Annotated in this window: 24 protein-coding genes; 7 read left to right on the top strand and 17 right to left on the bottom strand. The window is 32.6% G+C overall.

Annotated elements, in window-relative coordinates:
• Positions 1-36: 36 nt before the first annotated feature.
• Entirely contained in the window at positions 37-1,278 is a 1,242-nt protein-coding gene (locus tag BJG89_RS05395) for an aminopeptidase (protein ID WP_096808943.1), read from the bottom strand.
• Between the two features lie 14 nt (positions 1,279-1,292).
• A complete protein-coding gene (locus BJG89_RS05390) occupies positions 1,293-1,496 on the bottom strand; it encodes a DUF1128 family protein (protein WP_096808941.1) in 204 nt (67 codons plus the stop codon).
• A gap of 132 nt (positions 1,497-1,628) precedes the next feature.
• Between BJG89_RS05390 and BJG89_RS05385 the strand changes: the two genes are divergently transcribed.
• The 3 genes from BJG89_RS05385 to BJG89_RS05375 all read left to right on the top strand — a co-directional run bounded on the left by BJG89_RS05385 (position 1,629) and on the right by BJG89_RS05375 (position 3,764).
• Positions 1,629-2,093, top strand: a complete 465-nt coding sequence (locus tag BJG89_RS05385) for a low molecular weight protein-tyrosine-phosphatase (protein WP_096808938.1) — start codon at positions 1,629-1,631, stop codon at positions 2,091-2,093.
• 6 nt (positions 2,094-2,099) lie between these two features.
• On the top strand, positions 2,100-2,384 hold the full coding sequence (locus BJG89_RS05380; protein ID WP_096808936.1) for a YtxH domain-containing protein: 285 nt from the start codon (positions 2,100-2,102) through the stop codon (positions 2,382-2,384).
• A gap of 288 nt (positions 2,385-2,672) precedes the next feature.
• On the top strand, positions 2,673-3,764 hold the full coding sequence (locus tag BJG89_RS05375; RefSeq protein ID WP_096808934.1) for a YihY/virulence factor BrkB family protein: 1,092 nt from the start codon (positions 2,673-2,675) through the stop codon (positions 3,762-3,764).
• Between the two features lie 72 nt (positions 3,765-3,836).
• Here the strand turns inward: BJG89_RS05375 and vraR are convergent, their stop codons facing one another.
• The 5 genes from vraR to map form a co-directional block, all read right to left on the bottom strand.
• A complete protein-coding gene (gene vraR, locus BJG89_RS05370; RefSeq protein WP_096808931.1) occupies positions 3,837-4,466 on the bottom strand; it encodes a response regulator transcription factor VraR in 630 nt (209 codons plus the stop codon).
• On the bottom strand, positions 4,456-5,499 hold the full coding sequence (gene vraS, locus BJG89_RS05365; protein ID WP_096808929.1) for a sensor histidine kinase VraS: 1,044 nt from the start codon (positions 5,497-5,499) through the stop codon (positions 4,456-4,458). Before vraS ends, vraR begins: the two co-directional genes overlap by 11 nt.
• Positions 5,496-6,197 carry a cell wall-active antibiotics response protein VraT gene (vraT, locus tag BJG89_RS05360; RefSeq protein WP_096808927.1) on the bottom strand — a complete coding sequence of 234 codons (702 nt, stop codon included), beginning with the start codon at positions 6,195-6,197 and terminating at the stop codon, positions 5,496-5,498. The genes vraS and vraT overlap by 4 nt, the downstream gene beginning before the upstream one ends.
• 16 nt (positions 6,198-6,213) lie before the next feature.
• Positions 6,214-6,600: a hypothetical protein gene (locus tag BJG89_RS05355; RefSeq protein WP_096808925.1), complete on the bottom strand. Its 387-nt coding sequence runs from the start codon at positions 6,598-6,600 to the stop codon at positions 6,214-6,216.
• Between the two features lie 104 nt (positions 6,601-6,704).
• The gene (gene map / locus BJG89_RS05350) at positions 6,705-7,457 is read right to left on the bottom strand and encodes a type I methionyl aminopeptidase (protein ID WP_096808923.1); all 753 of its coding nucleotides are present in this window, start codon (positions 7,455-7,457) and stop codon (positions 6,705-6,707) included.
• A gap of 177 nt (positions 7,458-7,634) precedes the next feature.
• Between map and BJG89_RS05345 the strand changes: the two genes are divergently transcribed.
• On the top strand, positions 7,635-8,621 hold the full coding sequence (locus BJG89_RS05345) for an FUSC family protein (RefSeq protein WP_096808922.1): 987 nt from the start codon (positions 7,635-7,637) through the stop codon (positions 8,619-8,621).
• A 100-nt stretch (positions 8,622-8,721) separates the two neighbouring features.
• Here BJG89_RS05345 and gatD read toward each other — a convergent pair whose 3' ends face one another.
• Both gatD and murT read right to left on the bottom strand, forming a co-directional pair.
• Positions 8,722-9,447: a lipid II isoglutaminyl synthase subunit GatD gene (gene gatD, locus BJG89_RS05340; RefSeq protein ID WP_096808920.1), complete on the bottom strand. Its 726-nt coding sequence runs from the start codon at positions 9,445-9,447 to the stop codon at positions 8,722-8,724.
• Positions 9,444-10,763, bottom strand: coding sequence for a lipid II isoglutaminyl synthase subunit MurT (murT, locus tag BJG89_RS05335; protein ID WP_096808918.1), 1,320 nt, complete (start codon positions 10,761-10,763; stop codon positions 9,444-9,446). Before murT ends, gatD begins: the two co-directional genes overlap by 4 nt.
• A 170-nt stretch (positions 10,764-10,933) precedes the next feature.
• On the opposite strand from murT, the gene ftnA reads away from it, so the two are divergent.
• Both ftnA and BJG89_RS05325 read left to right on the top strand, forming a co-directional pair.
• Positions 10,934-11,440, top strand: a complete 507-nt coding sequence (gene ftnA, locus BJG89_RS05330) for an H-type ferritin FtnA (RefSeq protein WP_096808915.1) — start codon at positions 10,934-10,936, stop codon at positions 11,438-11,440.
• 487 nt (positions 11,441-11,927) lie between these two features.
• A complete protein-coding gene (locus BJG89_RS05325) occupies positions 11,928-12,482 on the top strand; it encodes a 3'-5' exonuclease (protein ID WP_096808913.1) in 555 nt (184 codons plus the stop codon).
• Positions 12,483-12,514: 32 nt separating this feature from the next.
• Here BJG89_RS05325 and dinB read toward each other — a convergent pair whose 3' ends face one another.
• From dinB to gatC, 7 genes are all read right to left on the bottom strand, one after another.
• Positions 12,515-13,585 (bottom strand): DNA polymerase IV, encoded by a 1,071-nt coding sequence (dinB, locus tag BJG89_RS05320; protein ID WP_096808911.1) that lies wholly within the window; start codon positions 13,583-13,585, stop codon positions 12,515-12,517.
• Between the two features lie 199 nt (positions 13,586-13,784).
• Entirely contained in the window at positions 13,785-14,339 is a 555-nt protein-coding gene (locus BJG89_RS05315; protein WP_096808910.1) for a DUF3267 domain-containing protein, read from the bottom strand.
• Positions 14,340-14,541: 202 nt separating this feature from the next.
• Positions 14,542-15,903, bottom strand: a complete 1,362-nt coding sequence (rlmD, locus tag BJG89_RS05310) for a 23S rRNA (uracil(1939)-C(5))-methyltransferase RlmD (protein WP_096808908.1) — start codon at positions 15,901-15,903, stop codon at positions 14,542-14,544.
• Between the two features lie 138 nt (positions 15,904-16,041).
• Positions 16,042-16,959 (bottom strand): diacylglycerol kinase, encoded by a 918-nt coding sequence (locus BJG89_RS05305; protein ID WP_096808906.1) that lies wholly within the window; start codon positions 16,957-16,959, stop codon positions 16,042-16,044.
• A gap of 199 nt (positions 16,960-17,158) precedes the next feature.
• Positions 17,159-18,586: an Asp-tRNA(Asn)/Glu-tRNA(Gln) amidotransferase subunit GatB gene (gene gatB / locus BJG89_RS05300; protein WP_096808904.1), complete on the bottom strand. Its 1,428-nt coding sequence runs from the start codon at positions 18,584-18,586 to the stop codon at positions 17,159-17,161.
• Between the two features lie 12 nt (positions 18,587-18,598).
• A complete protein-coding gene (gatA, locus tag BJG89_RS05295; RefSeq protein ID WP_096808901.1) occupies positions 18,599-20,056 on the bottom strand; it encodes an Asp-tRNA(Asn)/Glu-tRNA(Gln) amidotransferase subunit GatA in 1,458 nt (485 codons plus the stop codon).
• Position 20,057: 1 nt separating this feature from the next.
• On the bottom strand, positions 20,058-20,360 hold the full coding sequence (gene gatC / locus BJG89_RS05290; RefSeq protein WP_096808899.1) for an Asp-tRNA(Asn)/Glu-tRNA(Gln) amidotransferase subunit GatC: 303 nt from the start codon (positions 20,358-20,360) through the stop codon (positions 20,058-20,060).
• Positions 20,361-20,745: 385 nt separating this feature from the next.
• On the opposite strand from gatC, the gene putP reads away from it, so the two are divergent.
• Entirely contained in the window at positions 20,746-22,281 is a 1,536-nt protein-coding gene (gene putP, locus BJG89_RS05285; RefSeq protein ID WP_096808898.1) for a sodium/proline symporter PutP, read from the top strand.
• A gap of 91 nt (positions 22,282-22,372) precedes the next feature.
• Here putP and BJG89_RS05280 read toward each other — a convergent pair whose 3' ends face one another.
• Positions 22,373-23,584 carry a CamS family sex pheromone protein gene (locus BJG89_RS05280; protein WP_096808896.1) on the bottom strand — a complete coding sequence of 404 codons (1,212 nt, stop codon included), beginning with the start codon at positions 23,582-23,584 and terminating at the stop codon, positions 22,373-22,375.
• Between the last annotated feature and the right edge of the window lie 5 nt (positions 23,585-23,589).

The following is a 23,589-nucleotide window of genomic DNA, read 5'->3' as shown; positions in this document are numbered from 1 at the left end:
GCTTGCATAAGAACTACTCGTTTTCGTAAATTAATTTTAATCATTAGTCCAATTACCATTTTCAAAAATCAATTCTTGATCACCATTTTCCAGAATACCATAAATAGTTAAATCTGGGCTGCCAATCATAAAGTCTACATGGATTAACGAATCATTCAAACCATGTGCTAGTTTTTCTTCTGTAGTCATGGTCGTGCCGCCTTCAATATTAAAGCCGTATGCTGAACCTAATGCAATATGACAAGACGCATTCTCATCAAATAATGTATTATAAAATATCGTATTACGGTTTGATATTGGAGAATCATCTGGAACTAAAGCCACTTCACCTAAATGTTTGGCTCCTTCGTCTGTATTTAATAAATCACGTAGCACATCTTCACCTTGTTCAGCAGTAAAATCAACTACTGCACCATCTTTAAATGTCAAGGTAAACCCATCAATAATATTGCCATTATGACTTAACGGCAATTTGTTTGTCACGTACCCATTTACATTTAAACGATCGGGCGCAGTAAATACTTCTTCTGTTGGTATATTAGCAACAAATGCTTGTCCGTTTTCGGTATAACTTGTTGCATCTTCCCATATATGTCCTTTAGGAAGGCCAATTTTTAAATCAGTCCCTTCCGAAATATAATGTAAAGTTTTATAATTCTTATGTTGTAATTTATCAGCATGTTTACTTAAATTAGCAATATGTTCTTCCCAGTTTGTTACTGGGTCATTACCATCTACTCTGACAATGTCTAGAACTTCATCTATAAATTTAACATATGCTTCTTCTACAGATAAATCTGGATATACACGTGCCGCCCACGCTTTAGAAGGAAAAGCAGCTACACACCAAGGAAATTGGTTTTTTTGACTTGCTTCCATATACCCTTTATATGCGGTAGCATATTGCTTTTGAAATGCAGATAATTTATCCCTATCAATACCATTTAATAAATCTGGGTCTTGCGTGATAAGCGCCAAGTTAGCTGCACCACGTTGAACGTAATCCATACGTTTAGCCACTTCGTAATCTTTAACCTCATTAAGTTCGAAATGCTCAACTGGTTCATATTCAAATTTCAAACGCGATAACCGATCATCGCTATACTCAACTTTCACATCAGAAGCGCCTCTTTTATATGCAGCTTCAACTATGTAATGTGTTAATTCCAAAGCATCTACACTTGAACGTATAAATACTGGTTGTCCTTTTTGTATATTCATACCTACTCCAGCTAGAAGCTCGGCGTATTGTTTCAATTTATCTTGTAATTGAACCATGTTTCAACACTCCCTTATTTACGAATTTGTCCAAGTGCGTCTGCAATTGCTGATGCTTCGCTTGGTGTAAATGACGCTTTAGATGTAACATAATCATATACTTCTTTCACTTCTTGTTCATCTGCAGATTTATACTTTTCAGGGTCAATTAAACTTTGATTAACTAAATTTAAACGTTCCCTAATTTCACCGATCATTTCTTCATTGTTCTTTGTCATTACGCTCACCTCTTTTTTATTCATTTTATCAAATTTACTAACCTTGTAAAACTTTTATCCTAATTCCTCTTTAGAAATGATTGAAAAAGCATTAAAATGGGAAATAGGATTATATAATTTGGAGGTACACACATGATTACAGTTGCATTTGTTTGTCTTGGAAATATTTGTCGATCACCTATGGCAGAAGCTATTATGCGACAAAGATTAAAAGATAGAGATATCAATGGTATAGAAGTAACTTCAAGAGGTACTGGTAAATGGAATCTTGGCCAAACACCCCATGAAGGGACACAAAAAATACTAACAGAACACAATGTCCCATTTGATGGCATGATAAGTGAGTTATTTGAATCAGATAACGACTTTGATTATATTATTGCTATGGATCAAAGTAACGTAAATACTATTCAAAGCATTAATCCAAATATTAAAGGACAATTGTATAAATTGTTAGAGTTTAGTGATATGGATGAGACTGATGTACCTGATCCTTATTATACAAATAATTTCGAAGGCGTATATAAAATGGTACAATCATCTTGTGATAATTTAATTGATTTCATTATTAAAGATGCTAATTTAAGAGAGGAGTAACACATCATGCAAAACAAATTAATTCCAGGTATATTATTAGGTGCTGTAATCGGAGGCGCAGCAACACTCGCTGACAAATCTACACGCCAATCATTAAAACAATCAATTAAAGATATTAAAGAAGGCAATCGTTCTCAAAAACCTTCAGCTATTTCAAACATTAAAGATGAAGTCGTATACTGGAAAGATGCAATTGAAGAGATTAGACGCAACAATCCAGAATTAGAACGTTCTTTAAAAAATGCCAAAGACACTTTTGTTGAACGCAAAAACAATCGATTAAATGACTAACGCAAATAGCACTTCATTACTAAATTAACATAGTATAGGTAGAGCATAGCTGATGACTAATTTTAAATCCTATCGAAACTATCATCACGCTAACAAAGGGCGAGAACAAGAAATCAACTTTCAAATTTCGATTTCTTTCTCGCCCTTTATATATTGATTATTTTCAGCATTTTATTTTTAAAAATTTACTATATCTTAAAAGAATATAGCAACACATATTTACCTTTTATATAATTTAAAGTATATTAAACTGTATACTTTAAATATCAATACATAAGGAGATTTGATATGTCTAAACACGATAAAACTACTTCTAATTTTCTAAATGAAATCAAAGATGATGAAGAAAATAAGAAGCAAAAACACAAGAACGATCAAATTGAACGTGATCGTGTATATATTACACCTAATGAATTTAAATCTAAAACACCAAAAAAAGACAATCAAGCATTTTTTGTATCACGTATCAATAAACCAGCGAAATATACTAAAGATTCGAATTTTTTCTCTTATTTAGTATACAGAATTGGAAAAGATGATGCATCTGGTTTATCAGCACAATTATCGTATTATTTCATGCTATCATTATTTCCAATGCTACTTTTCTTATTATCTATCGTCCCATCTCTCGGCATTAACCAAAAAACGATTAGAAATATGATTAGTGATCATGTGCCGCAAGATTATGCACCTCAAGTAACATCAATCGTTGGTGATATTATGAATAATGCAAGTGGCGGCATTTTATCTGTCGGATTAATTTTAGCACTCTGGTCCGCATCTAACGGTATGACAGCTTTGATGAACTCATTTAATGTGGCCTATGATGTGGAAGATAGCAGAAACTTTATTGTCTCCAAATTATTAAGTGTTCTATTCACGCTTGCGTTAATCATTGTATTACCATTAGCAATCATTTTGCCAACATTTGGTGAACAAATTAGTTCATTACTTTTTGGACCAATAGGTTTAGGCGATCAAATCAAATGGGTATTTAATCTAGTTCGTTTCGCTTTACCTGTCATTGTAGTACTCATTGCATTCATTGTCCTTTATACATTAGCGCCAAATGTTAAGATTAAAATGCTTTCAGTTATACCAGGCGCTATATTTGCAACTATCGTATTTTTAAGTGGTTCATATTTATTTGGTATTTACATTTCAAATTTTGCTAATTACTCTAAAACATATGGTAGTATCGCCGGTATCATTATACTCATGTTATGGTTGTATATTACTGGATTCATCATTATTATCGGTGCGGAAATCAATGCAATTATGCATCAAAGAAAAGTTGTAGCTGGAAAAACACCAGAAGAAATAACAATTGCTCAAATTGAAGACGACCAAAATGATGATGACTACCAAAAAGACAATTAATTTGATTATAATAAACATAAAAGCTAAAACCTAGGCAGACCTCGTCGTATTTCTGCTTAGGTTTTAGCTTTTTTATTGTATTAAATTATGTTGGAATGCATAAATAACAGCTTGTGTTCTATCTTGTACCTCTAATTTGCTTAATACATTACTCACATGTGTTTTAACCGTCTTAATCGTAATGTGGGAAGCGCTAGCTATTTCTTGGTTTGAATAACCTTTTGCAATTAATAATAAGATTTCCATTTCTCGCTCAGTTAACATTTCATACAATTCAGCACGTTGTTTCATGCGATTTCTCATTTTAACTAATACTTCAGCTTCAAATACAGACTCATTGTGATATGTTTTACGAATAGCTTCAGCAATGTCACTCGCACTTGTCGTTTTTAAAATATAACTATCGACACCTGAATCTAAAGCGCGGTACACTTCATTATCTTCAATATAACTTGTTAACATAACCACTTTAATATGCGGCAAATCTTTTTTTATTTGTTCTGTTGCTTCTACGCCATCCATATCATCCATTAATAAATCCATTAAAATTAAATCAGGATGTAGTTCATGTGCTTTTTTTATTGCATCTTTTCCTGATTGCCCTTCTCCAACTACTTCTATGTCTGATTGTGTAGATAAATAACTAGAAATTCCGATTCGAACCATTTCATGGTCATCAACAAACAATACTTTAATCGGCATTTGAATCCTCCTTATTTAATGGGGCCTTGACTTCAATTCGCGTGCCTGAATCTGGCAGAGATACGATATGGAAAGTTGCACCAATTTCAAGGGCGCGTTCTCGCATATTTTTCAAACCATAACTTTGTTCTACCTTATCATCTACGTTAAAGCCTTTACCGTCATCTTGTATACGTAATAATAAATATTCTTCTCTATTAAATAATTCAATTGTAACTTTAGTACCTTTCGAATGTCTTAATGTATTTGAAATTGCCTCTTGGGTAATCCGAAATAAGTGATCTTCAATACCTTTGGGTACTTTGAAGTCTTCAATATCGTGTACGACTTTCATGGGTACTTTTTTCTGCAAGTCAACAACTAAATCTTTGATACCTTGGCCTAGTGATTTATCCTTCAAACCAATTGGTCTTAAATGTAATAGTAATGCGCGCATTTCTAATTGTGAATCTTGAACCATTTTTTCGAGTACTGGAATTTGTTGATCTAAAGGCGCTTGTAATTCAGTTTCTTTAATTGCTGAAAGCATCATGCTTGCTGCAAATAATTGTTGGCTTACAGAATCATGTAGTTCACGAGCCAACCTTTGTCGTTCGTCTTCTATTATTTTTTTAACTTTCACGTCATTCATATTATATGATTCGTTTGTTAAATTTTGCGTTTTCATACGCAACTTGTGAACTTCTTGATTAAGTGGTACCAGTGCTTGATATAATTCAATGGTTTCATTGTACAACTCTATATTTTGGTCATTGATACCTACTGTTTGGCCTTCTATGGAGCGCTCAATTTGATCTTGTAACCAATGATTCTGTTGATTAATTTTATATGCTAATACAGATCCAACGATGATACAAAGTAATATAACTAACAAGTTTATAAATAATAAAACTGGTATGCCAAATATTTGTGTGTAAATCATGCCTTGGAAATATATGATATTAACAAATACTTTGTCTATAAAAAACATGGCGAAAAAAGTACTATATACTAATATCAACATTGACCCTATTGCTCTTATGTAGTGATTCATTTATAAATCACCTCAACATCACCTATAAATGTTGATACATAAATATTAACAGCATAGTTATCTTCTTTTGTTTCTTCTACGACCTTAATATTATTATTTTCTACTTTATATGAGGTCTCGTTAACATAGGCATTACCATAAAGTGTCGAAAAATGTAATTTAATATTGTAATTGAGTGGTACAATTATTTGCACTTTACCTAAAATATGTCTAATAACTACGGTGTTATGCTCTCTGATATTGGCAGCTTTAGACATATCTATGTGAATGTCACCAATGCCATGTTGAATTTGTAAATCCTCCCATTTATACACATAAACAGGTGTCCGTTGTTCGCCAAACCATTTTTGTTTGATAAACTCCGGAGATTCAACAGCTTCTTCAGTCGCAATAACCTTTAAAGGCTTAAACCTATAAAATATATACCTAACAATTAACACAATTAAAAAGACAAATAATATGATAATCGTATACTTATTGGATAATAAGGTAAAGGCGATGAGTAATACGCCTATCCAAAATGATAATAGTCCTCGTACTTTATGGAAATATAAATAGCCCACATAAACTAAAATACAACCTAATAACAATACAAAAATAAAACCAATTTTTTCAAAGAAAATATAATAGAAGTTAGCTATTATCATTAATGCTGTAAACACAATTAGCATCTCAGTTGATATATATTTATGAGTCATGTTTCGCCACCTTTCTTCAAGCGACTAAACTAATGCGTTCGATTAAATCACATTCTGTTTCAACATTCACTTTTTCTTTTGCTTGTTGTGACAAATCGGCTACAATTCGAGCGTAGTCTGCTTCCATTTCATTTAATTCGTTTTTAATATGTTCAATATCCTGATGCTCTACCTCTTGAGCGCATTCGATATATGTTTCATCTAATATATCAATATATTTATTCTCTAAAGACAATGTCAAATGATCGATTAATTTTCCTACATACATTTTTCTTTCGAATAGATATTTTATGTACATTTCTATACTTCTTAATTTTTTATCAAGATATTGTCTGTATTCAATTAAACTTGAATAAAATGTTTGTTTAGTCACTTTTTCTAAATAAGTCGTAATATAATTCATAGAATCACCTCATGATTGATTAAATTCTATTATAAAAAATATCCGGAACCATTAGTATAGGCTCCGGAACCATCTTATATTAGGACTTTAGACCGAAACTTATTTTAATCTATTTTAGTAGTTAAAACTGGTCCTTCTTTTGTGACTATCACCGTATGTTCTATTTGTGCAACAAAACTTTTATCTTGCGTTTCAAATGCCCAGTCATTTTTGCCTTCAGTTACAAAAGTTGCATTAGTAGAGATAAATGGTTCTACTGCAATAACTGTACCTTCTTTTAGTAATGTTTTGTCTTTTGGATCGTAATAATTTAAGACATGACTTGGTGCTTCATGAAGTGATTGCCCTACACCATGTCCAGTTAAATTTTTAATCACTTTCAAATCATTTTTCCGTGCGGTAGCATGCACTGCTTTACCGATTTGACTTAATTTTGCGCCTGGTCTAACTTTTGTCATAGCTTGTTCAAACGCTTCTAAAGCAACATCACAAACTTTTTGTTTTAAAGGATTATCCGCTTCACCTACAACAAATGAAATACCAGTATCTGCATAATAACCATTTTTCAATGCAGAAACATCGATATTGACTAAATCACCTTCACGGATTTTTCTTTTTCCAGGTATACCATGCGCAACTTCTTCGTTCACGCTTATACAAGTTTGGCCTGGAAAGTTTTCATCATGGATTGGTGCTGAAATTGCATCATGTTCTTCAAACAATGCTTTAGCAATGTCATCTAATTCTTTAGTAGTGATACCTGGTTTAGTAGCTGCTTGCATTTTATCTCTTACTAATGCACAGATATAACCAATACCTTTTAACGCTGTTAATTCTTCTTCAGTTTTTACAATCATTTTATCCCGTTCCTTTTTGTAAATTATATTCTTTCTTATTATAGCAGACTTTTTTTGATATAATAAATTAGAAAATTTTTATCATATATAGTTTAACATTTTAAACTGATAATGACATAACCACTTTTACTATTCTGGTTATTTCGATTAATGTATAAATTTAATAGGAGTTTTTTTATGAATGACATCTGGTATAAAAAAATTGTAGGCGCTAGAACAATTAAAACTGGCTTAGCGACCTTTTTAACAGCCTTCTTTTGTTTGGCTTTAAACTTAAATCCGATTTTTGCAATTTTAACTGCAATCGTTACCATCGAACCAACTGCGAAAGCATCTTTAAAAAAAGGGTATAAGAGGCTTCCTGCTACGGTTATTGGTGCATTATTTGCAGTAATATTTACGTTTGTTTTTGGTGATCAATCTCCATTCACATATGCATTTAGCGCAACATGCACAATCATTTTATGTACAAGATTAAATTTACAAGTAGGCACAACCGTAGCGACATTAACTGCTATGGCTATGATCCCTGGTATACATGATGCTTATTACTTTAATTTTTTTTCCAGATTATTAACGGCTATCATTGGGCTTGTTACGGCGGGATTAGTAAACTTTATTATCTTGCCCCCCAAGTATTATGACCAACTAGATGACTCTATTAATTTAACTGAGGAAAAAATGTATGCATTATTTAACCAGCGAATGCGTGAACTCGTAATGGGCAAGTTTAATAAAGGAAGCACGTATCATCAATTAAATTCATTATTAGATTTAAACCAAAAAGTAGAAACATTATTATCTTACCAAAAAGATGAACTCAGTTACCACAAACACCATAATTCTGAATGGATGCGATTAAAGTCATTAACAACTCGCACCCATACAAACCGATTATTTATAACGCATCTATCCAATTTAGTTTACTTGCCTAAAGATACTTATGTTACTTTTACAAAAGATGAAAAAGTTGCCATTTTAAGCATTGCGCAAAGTATACATAAAATTCATAGTTCTGGGCACTTCGAACGTCAACCCAAATCTGCATCGTTACTTAAATCGACTGTTAAGGGTCTAGATGAATTTGATAAAAATCAATTAAAAAGCCATATCGTATATGAAATATTATTGATTTATAGAATATTAAATAATCGTTTTGCCTAAACCTGTTTTTTTATAAAATTGTCATTACATAAACTAGAACATTAAAAGCCAAAAGCTGATTTGAATCAATCAACTTTTGGCTTTTAATATTATGGTAATACTATTTGCTTTGCTGTGAAACACGTTCTATGATCACATTTTTTGCTGCTTCTTCCTCAGTATTATCCACATTTTTTGGTTCAAAAACAATCCCCTTACGATCACAGGCCTTTTCTAATAAATAGTCAGTAATTTCATGATTTTTAGGTAATATGGGACCATGTAAATAGGTGCCAAGTAAGTTTTTATAATGTATGCCTTCTTTTGCATCTTCATCATTATTACCATACCCATAAGTTACTGAACCCAGTGTTCCAAAATCATGATATGTACGCCCACCATGATTTTCGAAACCGACTATAGTACCAAAAGTATCGCTTTCTATAACAATATCTCCAGTTAAGCGATCTTTTTGTGATTCTGTATAAAAATCTAAAATATTTAAACCTTCTAACGCTATACCATCTGGCGTGATATATTTACTTCCTAAAAATTGATATCCTCCACAAACAGTTAATCCAGGCATACCATCTTCAATTGCAGCTTTCAAGCTCTCTTTTATCTTGCTTAGTTCTTGAGTTGCTAATGCTTGTTCTCTATCACTGCCACCACCAATGAAGAAAATATCACATTCTTCAAACGTCACACCTTCTGTTTGATTGATATCAATTACATTTAAAGTGATATTTCGTAATTTTGCACGCTGTTTCAAAGCAATAATGTTTCCAATATCACTATATAAATTTAATTTATCAGGCATAAAGTGATAAACCGTTAACTCATTCATTTTGTTTTTTCCTCCTCAAAAGAGTGATTTAATTGTTTTAACATAGGTGATAGCGAAGTATAATTAGGGATTGCCACAGTAAAACTATTTGCATAGTTCATTGTTTTGGCCGTCGCTTTATAAATATCTTTTTCTAAAATAATAGGCGCTTCTACCCCTGCTAATTTTAATCTTAACTGTAATTCTTCTGCGCGAGTACCAGTAACAATAATGGTTTCGATTTGTTGATTTACTAATTTTTCAAAATCTGCATCATAAATCCATGAAGTATCACGGCCATCTGCAGCGTAATCATTTAAACTTATAACGTAAATTTTATTCCCTTCGATTTGTTCTCCTACTGAAAGACTTGCATTCATTCCAGCAGGGTTTTTAGCTAAATTAATCATCGCCTCTTTTTTACCCTTTTTGAAATATTGCATACGCCCATTATCGGAAGTATAACTTTCAAAACCCTTTTGGATAGATTCATCATTCAACCCTAATTCTCTTAACACAGTGTAGGCAGCAATTGCGTTATATGCATTAAAATCACCTGCAATTTTCATATTAAATGTTGTAGTACCAACATTTAGGTTGATAAAAGGTGCCAAATCAAATTGTGTCACCTCATACTTTGTTTCTTCTCGCTTAAAACCACATTCACAATAATAATGTCCTAACTGGTTGTAGTGAATATAATCATAATGTAGCAAACGACCACAATTAGGACAATATCTGCTTTCATTCATTAAACTTTGCTCAAAATTGTGCGCGTTCTTTTTCATACCATAATAAATTACAATATCGCTAGCTGTCTTTAACCTACTTACAAACGGATCGTCAGCATTTAATAATAATTTAATCCCTTTATTATTAATTGCATTTGCAATATTATTTACCATAATATCGATTTCCCCAAATCTATCCATTTGATCACGGAAGAAATTCGTCACAACCATCATTGTTGGTGTAACTTCATTTAACACTCTCGGAATAGAACCCTCATCTATTTCAATAACAGCAATTTTAGTTTCTTTTTTTATTTGTAAAATAAATGCTGATGTAATACCTGCAGCCATATTTGCACCTTCATTATTATGTATGATTTCAATATGATTCTCTTTTAAAGTATGGCCAATTAAATTTGATGTAGTTGTTTTCCCATTTGTACCACTTATAAATACAATCTCATCTACATGAGACGCCAATTCTCTTAATATATTTTTATCCACTTTTCTAGCAACTTGACCTGGTAAATCAGTGCCCTTTTTTCCAGCAGCTCTACTCACTTGTCTTGCCAGTTTTGCTAAGCGGGTTGCAGTCCATTGTCTCATTTATTTCCTCCTCTACTATTCACTAAAATATTATAACACGATTAAGTTGTATTCCAAACAATTCTCAATGCAAAAGACTCCATCTTTTTTCAGATTATAATAATTATTATTTACGAATGAGAATAACTTTGCTATACTATTTAAAAACTAATACATGGAGGCTATTTCTTATGTTAAATAAAGAATTATTAGATGCATTAAACGAACAAATGAATCACGAATATTTTGCTGCACATGCATATATGGCTATGGCTGCGTACTGTGATAGCAAGTCTTACGAAGGCTTTGCGAATTTCTATATCCAGCAAGCCAAAGAAGAAAGATTTCACGGTCACAAAATCTATGACTATATTAATGATCGTGGCGAACAAGCAAAATTTGATTCTATCCCAGCACCTAAATCTGAATTCTCAAGTATTTTAGAAACATTTGAAGATGGTTTAGCACAAGAACAAGATGTAACACGTAGATTTTATAACTTGTCTGACCTAGCCAATAAAGATAAAGACTATGCTACTATTTCATTTTTAAATTGGTTCTTAGATGAACAGGTGGAAGAAGAATCAATGTTCGATACACATATTGATTATTTAAAACGCATCGGCGATGACAGCAATACATTATATTTATATGAAAAAGAATTGGCAGCACGTTCCTTTAATGAAGAGGAAGCATAGTTCAACCATGCCATTATTTACTCGTAAATTCAGTTTGAATTGAATACAAAAGAGAGTAAACAGGAATCATATTTTATAAAATGATTTCCTTGCACACTCGGCAAGAATAATTAGAAAAAAGCATGCAAAAACAAAGACTCACGCATAAGTGCTACTAAATTCAGTACATTGCATGAACTTAACCTTAATACTAAGCTTCATAGATGAAGAAGTTGCTCTTTAGAACTAGCGCTTTAAAATTTGCACTTAGATCTAGTTTTTAAAGAAGTGCGTTTTTATATTTTCTTTCCAGTCATCTATTGCCAATATGATATCTAAGGCTGACACATTATTTATGTTTCAGCCTCTTTTCGTTATTTTTAATACTACGAATATCAAAGCATCAACAAGTACTGACATAGTTGAAAACAGTATGACTCGCTTGACTTCAAAAACAGAATTATATAAAGTCATATCATATTCATAAATGAGAAAGGAATCTTGCTTCATGACCGCCAATGCTTATATTGCTTTAGACTTTGAAACTGCGAATGGAAAACGAACTAGTATTTGCTCAATAGGTATGGTTAAAGTTATCAATCATCAAATCACAGAATCTTTTTACACACTTATAAATCCTAATGACTATTTTTCCAAACAAAATATAGCTGTACATGGTATCCAACCGAATGATGTCATAGATGCACCTACATTTGACTTAGTGTATCCCTATATGATGCAATTCATCGAGAATCTCCCAGTCGTTGCTCACAATGCGGCATTCGATATGAATGTATTATATGAGAGCATTAAAGCGATAGGACAAGACACACCTCCAATGACATATTTTTGTTCTTTACAACTATCTAGAAGAACAATCAATAATCATCGTTATGGATTAAACTATATGATGTCTTATTACAACCTAGATTTTCATGGTCATCATGATGCTTTAAACGATGCTAAAGCATGTGCGATGATAACCTTTCGCTTATTAAAACACTATGATGATTTGAATAGCATGCTCAATATATATGGCAAACAATTGCAAGATAAAGATTGAAATAGAAATGGTGTCTGTTAGTGGCGCTTTAGTTAAATGTAATCATAAATCGTCATATTCTCATATGTTGCTTTTTCTAGATTGCCTACTGTGACTCCCACCAATCGAATAGGTGTTTCCGATTCTTTTAATTCTGTATACAAACTATAGGCAATATTATATATATCTGTCTCATTTTTAACTGGGTCTCTTAAACTTCTTTGCTTAGACAGTGTTTCAAACTTAAAGGTCTTTATTTTAACTGTTACGGTTTTTCCAGATTTTTGAATTCTAGCTAACCGCTCAGCTGTTTTACCACATAACTCCCATATTTTTTGGAGAATTTGTTCGTCATCGTTCATGTCAGTAGCAAATGTTCGTTCTGTTCCAACTGATTTTCTAATTCTTGTGGGTTTAACTTCGTTATAATCTATACCTCTTGCTTTATTGTATAATCCATGACCACGCTTGCCAAATAAACGGATTAACTCTCGCTCACTTTGATTATACAAATCTTGTCCATTATAAATTTGATGTTCATGCATTTTTTCTTTCGAAGCTTTACCAACCCCTGGAAAATCGCCAATATCTAATCCCATTAATATTTCATGAACATTGTTATAATCGATAACAGTGAGACCATTGGGTTTGTTCATACCACTTGCTAATTTAGCTAAAAATTTATTATATGATACACCCGCTGAAGAAGTTAATTGTGTTGCTTCGTAAATATCTCTTCGAATATATTGAGCAATTGTAGAAGCAGGTAAATCTGGCCGTACAAGATGTGTTATATCTAAATAAGCTTCATCGAGTGATAAAGGTTCAACCTCTTCTGTATAGCTCTTAAAAATGTTCATTATCGTATTTGACGCTGTTTTGTATGCTTCAAACCGAGGTGATACGTAAAAACCATCAGGACATAATTTATGTGCTTGCGCTGTGGGCATTGCAGAGTGAACACCATATTTTCGAGCTTCATATGATGCTGTTGATACAACGCCCCTCCCGCTTGCTTTTCCACCAACGATGACTGGTTTACCTTTTAATTTAGGATTATCTCTGATTTCCACTTGAGCAAAAAAATAATCCATATCAATATGAATGATTCTTCTTTCTGACAATGCACACACCTCCCTTGTAACATCTTAAATTAATATCATTGGTATTTATCTTACATTCTTAATAATTTCCTTACATAAAATATGCTCATTAAAATGAACACAATTAAAAAAAGAGTTAGCTATCACGATGTAAATACGATATCTGTTTAAACATTGATTACGTATTTACCAGTAATACTAACTCAAATTAATTTACATTCTACGATTTGGTATCAGTTTGTAACTGATTAGAGGGATTTTGGGTAAAATATATGATGCCATCTTCTGTATCTTCAATATATTGAACGTTAGCATTTAAAACTCCGGATAATAAATATATATCCCTAACACAGTATCCAATATGGAAACTTGCAATAAAAATAATAGATGAATAAGTAGCAACAGAAAATAGGGTAAATAAAATTAACGTAATAATTAATAAAGGTGCTAACATAATCATGCTATATTGCCATTTTTTAAAATACACTTGAGGCATATGTGACTTTATTAAACCATATTTAATGCGATAAGTAGGTTTTTGTCCTTTTGACAACAAACGAAACATCAGATTATGAACCAATTCATGTAATAAATAAATAACAGTAAATCCTAATATACCATAAATTAAATTAAATAAGATATTTTGCTCTATTACTGAAGCAAATAAATAAGCAAATTTATACGATAACAATATGCTGATCATTACTACTGTAAATTGAAATAATAAGAAGCCTTCTAATAACTTTTTATTAGAAAACAAATCAATTTTAAACATTAGTCACCCTCCAAGCGCTTCGCTATTACCTAGAGTATACAACGATTTAACCCACTATGAAAGAGTAATGCTAGAAAGTAAGTTACTTGTAATTGAATTTTAACAAACCTTCTTACTTTGCAATACTCTGCAATATTGAGCAAACAATAAATTAATTAACTTTACACACTGTATTGCAAGAAATGCAACACATAATCATTTGTTAAATATGTTCAAATTGAGCAACAGTTTCAACATGTGTTGTATGTGGAAACATATCAACTGGTGTAATTTGTGTTAACTTATATTGTTTTGCTAAATGTTGTGCATCCCGTTGTTGTGTTGACGGGTTGCAAGATATATAGACGATTTTTCTTGGATTTAATTCTAAAAGTGTTTCCAAAAAGGTATCGTCACAGCCTTTTCTAGGTGGGTCAACCATCACTACATCTGGTTTAATTCCTCGTGCTTTCCATTTTAAAATAACTTCTTCTGCCTTTCCACAGACAAAAGTAGTATTTTCATATTGGTTTATGGTCGCATTTTGTTTTGCATCTTCAATGGCTTCTGAAACGACTTCTACGCCATAAACATGCTTGGCTTGTGGCGCCATATATAACCCAATCGTACCAATGCCACAATACGTATCAAGTACGATATCTTCACCATTCAACTCTGCGTATTCTATTGCGCGTTGATATAATTTTTCAGTTTGTATCGAGTTAATTTGGTAGAAAGATTGATCACTTATTTTGAAAGTAACGTCTGATAAAGTATCATGAATTGCATCTTTACCATATAAAGTATAAGATTCTGATCCCATTATTACGTTGGAATGTGTATTATTAATATTGTGTTTAATACTTGTGATATAAGGAAACGCATCAACCATTTTTTGGACAAGTAAATCGCTCTGTTTAAATTTTTTTCCGTTTGTCACAAAAATCACCATTAATTCTCTTGAATAGTGCCCAGTTCTTACTACAACATGTCTCATAAGCCCTTGCTTTTTATGTTCGTTATAAACACTTATATTTAATTCATTAAACCAAGCTTTTATTTGATTCATCACTTGTTGATGCAGTTGATCTTGAATTAAGCATTCATCCATATCTATAATGTCATGACTTCTCTGTCTATAAAAACCGGAAATTATTTTTCCTTCTTGGTTTTTACCTACGGGCACTTGAGTTTTATTACGGTAATACCAGGGGTGCTCCATTCCCACAGTGTCGTGGATGATTGTATCTTTAAAGCCGGCTTTCCTATGGAACAAATTAATCACTTGTTCTTTTTTCATATTTAATTGCGCTTGGTATGTCATGTGTTGTAATTGACAACCCCCGCATTTGTAATAGTATACACATGGTGGTTCAACACGATCGCTGCTTGGCTCTTTTATTTCTATTAATTTTCCAATGGCAAAATTCTTTTTAACTTTGATTACCTTAAATGTAATTATTTCATTTATTAACGCGTTAGGTACAAAAATAGGATAACGATCTAATTTAACAACACCGTGTCCTTCATGTGTTAAATCAACCACTTTTCCCTCTAATCTTTCATTTTTTTGTAATGTTTTCATCTTGTCACTCCACATAAAAGAGGTTAGGATACTTTGTGTCATTACCTAACCTCGTAGTTTATTATTAATTTTTTGACTGTTTATTTTAACTTAAAAGCAAGAAATAATTCAAGTTTGCTTTTATGTGTTTCGTAAATCTTATTGTTCTACTAATTCTTCGTTTTTCATATCACTAGGTGTATATACTTCAATATGTTGTTTTAAATTCAAGAAATTACCTGGTAATTTACCTCCATATTCACCGTCTACATTCAATTGCATATCTATAAATGATGATATATTGATTGATTTCGCTTTTTTATAGTGTACTTTAGGATGCTTGATGTGCTCACCTCGTGAAGCAAGTGTCATAATATGACCTAATTCAGCTAAATTAGCTTTTTCAACTATGATTAAAGTAAAATACCCATCATCTAATTTAGCATCAGGCACTAATTTTTCAAATCCTGCCATAGAATTAGTCAAACCTAAAAGAAACAACAAGGCTTCTCCTTGAAAAACTTCACCATCATATTCAATACGAATATCAACAGCTTTCATTTGTGGTAACATTTCAAACCCTTTTATATAGTAAGCAAATGGACCAACGATGGATTTTAACCTACTTGGTGTTTCATAGGAGACCTGTGTTAATTGCCCTCCAGCGGCTAAATTAATAAAATATCTACTATTCATTTTCCCAATATCCACACGTGTTGAATGACCTTCTATAATCACATCAATTGCACTCATGATATCATTTGGTAAATGTAAAGCACGACCAAAATCATTTACAGTGCCCATTGGAATTATCCCTATATTAGGCCTATTCGGATATTCAGCTATACCATTGATGACTTCATTTAATGTACCATCACCACCTGCGGCTATTAGAACATCATAATTTTGTGTTAAACAGCGTCTAGCTTCTGTTGTCGCATCACCAATTTTTTCAGTTGCGTAGGCACTTGTTTCAAAACCGGCCTTTTCTAATTTGATTAATACATCTGGCAATGTACGCTTAAATAATTCTTTACCAGATGTTGGGTTATAAATGATTCTAGCTCGTTTTCTCATATTTTATCCCTCAACTTTTTATACTCAGTTTCTATATTAAATGATTTAGTTAAATGATAAAAGTAATTAGGCTATTTTTTAAAAGAAAATATAGCATCCTACTCAATAATAAAGAACCTGTAGATAGCATTGCTCTACAGGTTCTTTCAAAATTAGATTTTCAAATTTTAAATCTCGAAATTATAGATTAATCATTTGATTATCTTTTGTCTAATTCTTGTTTTAACAATTGGTTAACTAGTTGTGGATTAGCTTGGCCTTTGGATGCCTTCATAATTTGACCAACTAAGAAGCCCATTGCTTTACCTTTACCGTTTTGGTAATCTTCTACTGATTGTGGATTGTTATCTAATGCTTCGTTAACAAATTTAAGTAGTGTTGCTTCATCAGAAATTTGGACGAGGCCTTTATCTTCCATAATTTGTTTTGCGTCGCCGCCATTTTCAGCTAATTCTGGGAATACTTTTTTAGCAATTTTACTACTCATTGTACCGTCTTCGATTAATTGAATCATACCAGCCAAGTTTTGTGGTGTTAATTTTGTATCTAATAATTCAATTTGATGTTTATTTAAATATTCATTAACGCCGCCCATTAGCCAATTTGATGTTAATTTCACATCTGCACCTTCGGCTACTGCACCTTCGAAGAAGTCGGACATTTCTTTTGTTAATGTTAACACGTGTGCATCATATGCTGGTAATCCAAATTGATTCACATATTTTTCTTTTCTTTCATCAGGTAATTCAGGGATTGTTTGACGTACACGCTCTTTCCATGCTTCATCTACGTACAATGGTACAATATCCGGCTCAGGGAAATAACGATAGTCATCTGATCCTTCTTTAACACGCATTAAAATTGTTTTACCTGTTGATTCATCAAAACGTCTCGTTTCTTGGAGGATTTCTCCACCATTTAACAGTTCTTCTTCTTGACGTTTTTCTTCGTATTCTAAACCTTTACGTACGTACGTAAATGAGTTTAAGTTTTTAAGTTCTGCTTTGGTACCGAATGCTTCTTGGCCATATGGACGTAAGGAAATGTTAGCATCACAACGTAATGATCCTTCTTCCATTTTACAGTCAGAAACGCCAGTATATTGAATAATTGAACGTAGTTTTTCTAAATATGCATATGCTTCTTGTGGTGAACGGATGTCTGGCTCAGAAACAATCTCAATTAATGGTGTGCCTTGTCTATTTAAATCAACTAAAGAGTAACCATCTTTATGTGTTGACTTACCAGCATCTTCTTCCATGTGTAAACGCGTAATACCGATACGTTTTGTTTCACCATCTACTTCAATATCGATATAACCATTTTCGCCTATAGGTTGGTCAAATTGTGAAATTTGGTAGGCTTTAGGATTATCTGGATAAAAATAGTTTTTACGATCAAATTTTGATTCTGTTGCAATATCCATATTTAATGCCATTGATGCTCTCATAGCCCAATCAACAGCGCGTCTATTGACTACTGGTAACACACCAGGATAAGCCAAATCAATTACGTTTGTATTTGAGTTAGGTTTTGCCCCAAAATGAGCTGGTGATGGAGAAAACATTTTTGATTCTGTTTTTAACTCAACATGGACCTCTAGTCCAATAACTGTTTCAAAATGCATGATTTCCACTCCTTATAATTTTTCATATTCATTATGCAAATTAAATTTCGTTTCATATTGGTAAGCGATACGATATAACGTTTTCTCATCAAATGGTTTACCGATAAATTGTAAACCAATTGGACGCCCATTCGCTTTTCCACAAGGAACAGAGATACCTGGCAAACCAGCTAAGTTGACTGGTGTTGTTAGTAAATCATTCGCATACATTGTAAGTGGATCATCAATTTCTTCACCTAAATTAAATGCAGCTGTTGGTGTCGTCGGTCCTACTACAACATCATAATTTTCAAAAATACGATTAAAATCATTTTTAATTAAAGTTCTAACTTTTTGTGATTTTTTGTAGAAAGCATCATAATATCCAGAACTTAAAGCAAATGTACCTAAGAAAATACGGCGTTTAACTTCTTCGCCAAACCCTTCACTTCTCGACATTTTATATAATTCTTCAAGTGATTTTGCTTCTGGTGAATGATAACCATATCTAATACCATCGAAACGAGATAAGTTTGATGATGCTTCAGATGATGCAATTACGTAATAAGAAGGGATACCATATTTCGTATTAGGCAGTGATACTTCCTCTACTGTAGCTCCTAATTCACTTAATGTTTCAACTGCTTTTTTCACTGATGCTTTTACTTCTTCAGAAACGCCCTCTCCTATATATTCTTTTGGTAAGGCTACTTTAAGACCTTGAATGTCTTTACCGATTTCTGAAGTGAAATCAGCATCTTCGATTGGTGCGCTTGTAGAATCATTTTCATCCACACCTGTGATTGCTTCTAACACTAAAGCATTGTCTTTAACGTTACGTGTCAATGGTCCGATTTGATCTAATGAAGATGCGAATGCTACCAATCCAAAACGAGATACACGGCCATAAGTTGGTTTTAAACCAACAACGCCACAGTATGCTGCTGGTTGGCGTATTGATCCACCAGTGTCTGTGCCTAAACTAAATGGTACTAACCCTGCTGCTACTGCTGCTGCAGAACCACCAGATGACCCACCAGGCACAGCGCTATGATCAAATGGGTTTACAGTTTTTTTGAAATAAGAAGTTTCTGTAGAACCACCCATTGCAAACTCATCCATGTTTAGTTTTCCAATTAAAATCGCTTGTTCATTGTGTAATTTATTCATAACTGTAGATTCATAAATTGGTACAAAGCCTTCAAGCATCTTACTAGCGCAAGTTGTTTCTACGCCGTCAGTAATAATATTATCTTTAATTCCCATAGGGATACCAAATAGTTTTCCTTCCATTTGGTCTTTAGCTTGTAATTCATCTAATTCTTGTGCTTTTTTAATAGCATTTTCTTTATCTAATGCAAGAAATGATTTGATTGTTGGATCAGTTTCTTCGATAGCATCATAGATATCGTTCACTACTTGTGAAGGTTTAATTTCTTTATTTTTTATTAGTTTAATTAAATTTTCCACAGATTCATAACGGATGGTCATCTTAAGCGTCCTCCTCATTCATGATAGATGGTACTTTAAATTGTCCATCTTCCGTCTCTTTAGCATTTTTTAATGCAAGCTCTTGAGGAATGCCCTCGATTGCTTCGTCTTCTCTTAACACGTTTTGTAAATCTAATACGTGATAAGTTGGCTCAATAGCACTAGTATCTGCTGTATCTATTTGATTAGCAAAATTTAAAATACTTTCTAATGTATCTTGCATTTCTGTTGTTTCTTCTTCAGTAATTTGAAGTTTAGCTAAATTAGCAATATGCTCTACTTCTTCACGTGTAACCTTAGCCATTAAATAAAAGCCTCCTTGTTTACTCATTCATTATAAAATTGTATCAAAATTTCGTTCAAAAATCTAAACTTTTCAACAATATCAACAAATAACCTCGTTTTATTTTAAAATCTTTGAGGAGGTTGCTTCACATTAAGTAACTTAAATAATGAATGTCATACGCGTCACTTTTATATGATTAGATTAAACGTCGTCATTGCATAATAAATCATACACTTTTATAAAACTTGAAATCATGTTTTCAATAAATGTAAGGCTTTATTTTAGATTCCATATGTTATTTTTGTAATTTTCTGAAATTTTTTCTACTCTATTTATAAATTCCATTGTATAATCATTCATGTAACACAATTTAATATGACGGAAATAAGGGAGTTGAGCAATTATGTTGATTCTAGGCACATCGTTAGCCAATCAAGTTCATGCAACTTGGCAAACGTATATTATGATTATTGTCTACTTTATCATTTTACTATTTATTGGTTATTACGGTTATAAACAGGCGACAGGTAATTTAAGTGAATTTATGCTCGGAGGCAGAAGTATAGGTCCCTATGTTACTGCGCTTTCGGCGGGTGCATCAGATATGAGTGGATGGATGATTATGGGTCTTCCAGGTTCTGTTTATAGTACAGGATTATCCGCTATGTGGATTACCATAGGCTTGTCACTAGGTGCTTATGTTAACTATTTTGTAGTTGCCCCGCGACTTCGTGTTTATACTGAAATTGCTGGAGACGCCATTACACTACCAGATTTCTTTAAAAATCGGCTCAATGACCGTAAAAATTATCTAAAAATTATTTCAGGTCTCATTATCGTTGTCTTTTTCACTTTATACACACATTCTGGCTTCGTTTCTGGAGGAAAGTTATTTGAAAGTGCCTTTGGTTTAAATTATCATTGGGGACTTGTTATTGTTGCCGCTATAGTTATTTTTTACACATTTTTTGGCGGTTATTTAGCTGTTTCAATTACTGATTTCTTCCAAGGTGTTATCATGCTAATCGCAATGGTTATGGTCCCTATCGTAGCGCTTATCAAACTTAATGGTTTAGATACCTTTAGCGAAGTTGCCACTATGAGACCTACTAATATGGACTTGTTTAAAGGAACAACATTTTTAGGTATCGTTTCATTATTTGCTTGGGGATTAGGCTATTTCGGACAACCTCATATTATTGTTCGATTTATGTCTATTAAGACACATAAACTTTTACCAAAAGCTAGACGCTTAGGGATAAGTTGGATGGTGGTTGGCTTATTAGGAGCAGTAGCAGTTGGTTTAACTGGTATTGCATTTGTTCCTCAATATAATATAAAAATGGAAGATCCTGAAACGTTATTTATTATTATGAGCCAAATATTATTCCACCCACTTGTTGGAGGGTTTTTATTAGCAGCTATCTTGGCAGCAATTATGAGCACAATTTCATCACAATTATTAGTTACTTCTAGTTCTTTAACGGAAGATTTTTATAAACTTATCCGAGGCGAAGATAAAGCTAAAACACACGAAAAAGAATTCGTCCTGGTTGGCAGATTATCCGTTTTGTTAGTAGCTATGATTGCAATCTGGATTGCTTGGTCACCAAATGATACGATATTAAACCTTGTTGGCAATGCTTGGGCTGGGTTCGGAGCTGCATTTAGTCCTTTAGTTATACTTTCACTTTACTGGAAAGGCTTATCCCACATCGGTGCATTAAGCGGTATGGTTACAGGTGCTTTAGTTGTTATTATTTGGATTGCATGGATTAAACCGTTAGCTTCATTTAATGAAATATTTGGCATGTATGAAATCATTCCTGGTTTTTTAGCCAGTGTCATTGTCACTTATGTAGTAAGTAAATTCACGAAAAAGCCCGGCCTTTTTGTCGAACGTGATTTAAATAAAGTAAAACAAATTGTTAAAGAATAAGTTTTCAAATAATATCGTTTCATAATTAAGAAGCCACACAATGTAATCATGAAAAGTATTACAAAGTGTGGCTTTAATTGTTTGTCACATATTAATTATTATTTTTATAAATGTGAACCTGTGGCTCTTTATCATCTTTAGATTTACTTATTAAAGCTTTGGCTTTATTACCATCTTTAATGTGGATTTCATATTCGCCTATATCATCAAAGTATTTTTCAGCTTGTTCAGTTATATATTGTGTGATACCAATTGTTTCTGCTTCGCCATAATAATCAATAGGTACATCGACCGTTAATTGTTTTGCTTTTTTATTATCAAATTTAACTGTACCCACTGCTTGCGTAAAGTTATTAAAATATGTCTGTAAATCATCATTAAATTGTTTGAAATTATTGTTTAGATTTTCATCAACTTTACCCGCTTCTTCAGAAGGTAGTAACGCCGTTTGTTGGTTAATATCCTTCCATTCATTAATACGCGTTTTGCCATCTTCAACCGTAGTACCCGCTATAAATTCCCCAGGGACAATTGAATTTTCCCCAGATTGCTTATAGATTGCAAAATGGATAGGTATCTCTTTTAATTCTTTATGTTCTCTGAGTCTAGAAAGAATTTCTCCTGCCATTTGCTTGCCTTGCTTTTTAATTTCTTTGTCATCTAAATCTTTACTATACGTTTCGCCATCTTTTTCTTTTTGGTAATAATATGTACTATTCATAGCTAATCCGATAGTCATACCCTTGATATTTTTACCTTTCGTATCTCCACTCGCATAAAAATCTTGCTCTAAAATATTAGAAAGATATGCTGGTGTGTTTTCAGCAATTTTTTCTGGATCGGTTTCCCCTTTATGCGATGGGTTAAGACCTAAATTTTCGTTTGCTTTCTTTTCTTTACGTTCATCTTCGTCCATAGCATCTACTTCAGATTTAGTATATTTAGGGCTCAAATAAGCATTAATTGTGTCTTTATCTAAATATTGACCGTCTTGGTACAAGTAATCATCAGTAGGAAAGACTTCTTTACTTAATTCTAAAAGACCGTGTTCAAAGTCTTCACCATTATAACTATTTGCCATATTATCTTGTAACAAACCACGTGCTTGGCTCTCTTTAAACGGTAAAATCGTTCTATAATTATTGCCTTGTACATTTTTATCAGTAGCAATTTCCTTTACAGAGCCAGACTCTTCTTGTTGTTTATTATCATTTGACTGTTCTTTATTGTTCTCGTCATTATCGTTACCACATGCTGATAATACAAAAATTGCTGAAATAAATAATATAATCGTTCTTTTCATGCATT

The organism is Staphylococcus nepalensis (assembly GCF_002442935.1).
Lineage (GTDB): Bacteria > Bacillota > Bacilli > Staphylococcales > Staphylococcaceae > Staphylococcus > Staphylococcus nepalensis.
The sequence above is the reverse complement of the archived record's forward strand: the minus strand, read 5'-3'. Positions and strand labels throughout refer to the sequence as shown.